1 protein-coding gene is annotated in these 304 nt (G+C 41.1%); it reads left to right on the top strand.

Translation table 11 applies throughout. From position 1 onward, the window contains the following. The first annotated feature begins 130 nt into the window (after positions 1–130). Positions 131–295, top strand: coding sequence for a hypothetical protein (locus tag N2K84_RS20420; RefSeq protein ID WP_282593672.1), 165 nt, complete (start codon positions 131–133; stop codon positions 293–295). Positions 296–304 lie beyond the last annotated feature (9 nt).

The following is a 304-nucleotide window of genomic DNA, read 5'->3' as shown; positions in this document are numbered from 1 at the left end:
TCTTGTTCATTGGAACTGCACCCAATGGTCTTCAAAACCTTGTATCTTCCCCGGTTCTTATCAATAATTTGAACCGATATACTGCCGGATGAATTAACCTTCTTTCGAACAAACATGCTCAAAATTACGGATGGGACACCCATTTTCAAAATCCAGCTCAGTAAAATCAAGCCTTACAGAAGCGTTTTTTGAAAAGTGCGGAAAACAGGTGGCAGCCACTCCTGAACGTGATGAAATCCTGCTGTTTGTAAAAGATTCGAAACGAGGAATTATTCGCGGGTATTTCCCCGATTAATTGGCTCTA

This window comes from Gaoshiqia sediminis, from assembly GCF_025907915.1.
Taxonomy (GTDB): domain Bacteria; phylum Bacteroidota; class Bacteroidia; order Bacteroidales; family Prolixibacteraceae; genus Gaoshiqia; species Gaoshiqia sediminis.
This window is presented reverse-complemented; position numbering and strand designations above follow the sequence as displayed.

Bases quoted from the DNA above. Each gene is read 5' to 3' on its own strand.
- N2K84_RS20420 (WP_282593672.1), top strand. From the start codon at position 131: ATGGGACACCCATTTTCAAAATCCAGCTCAGTAAAATCAAGCCTTACA.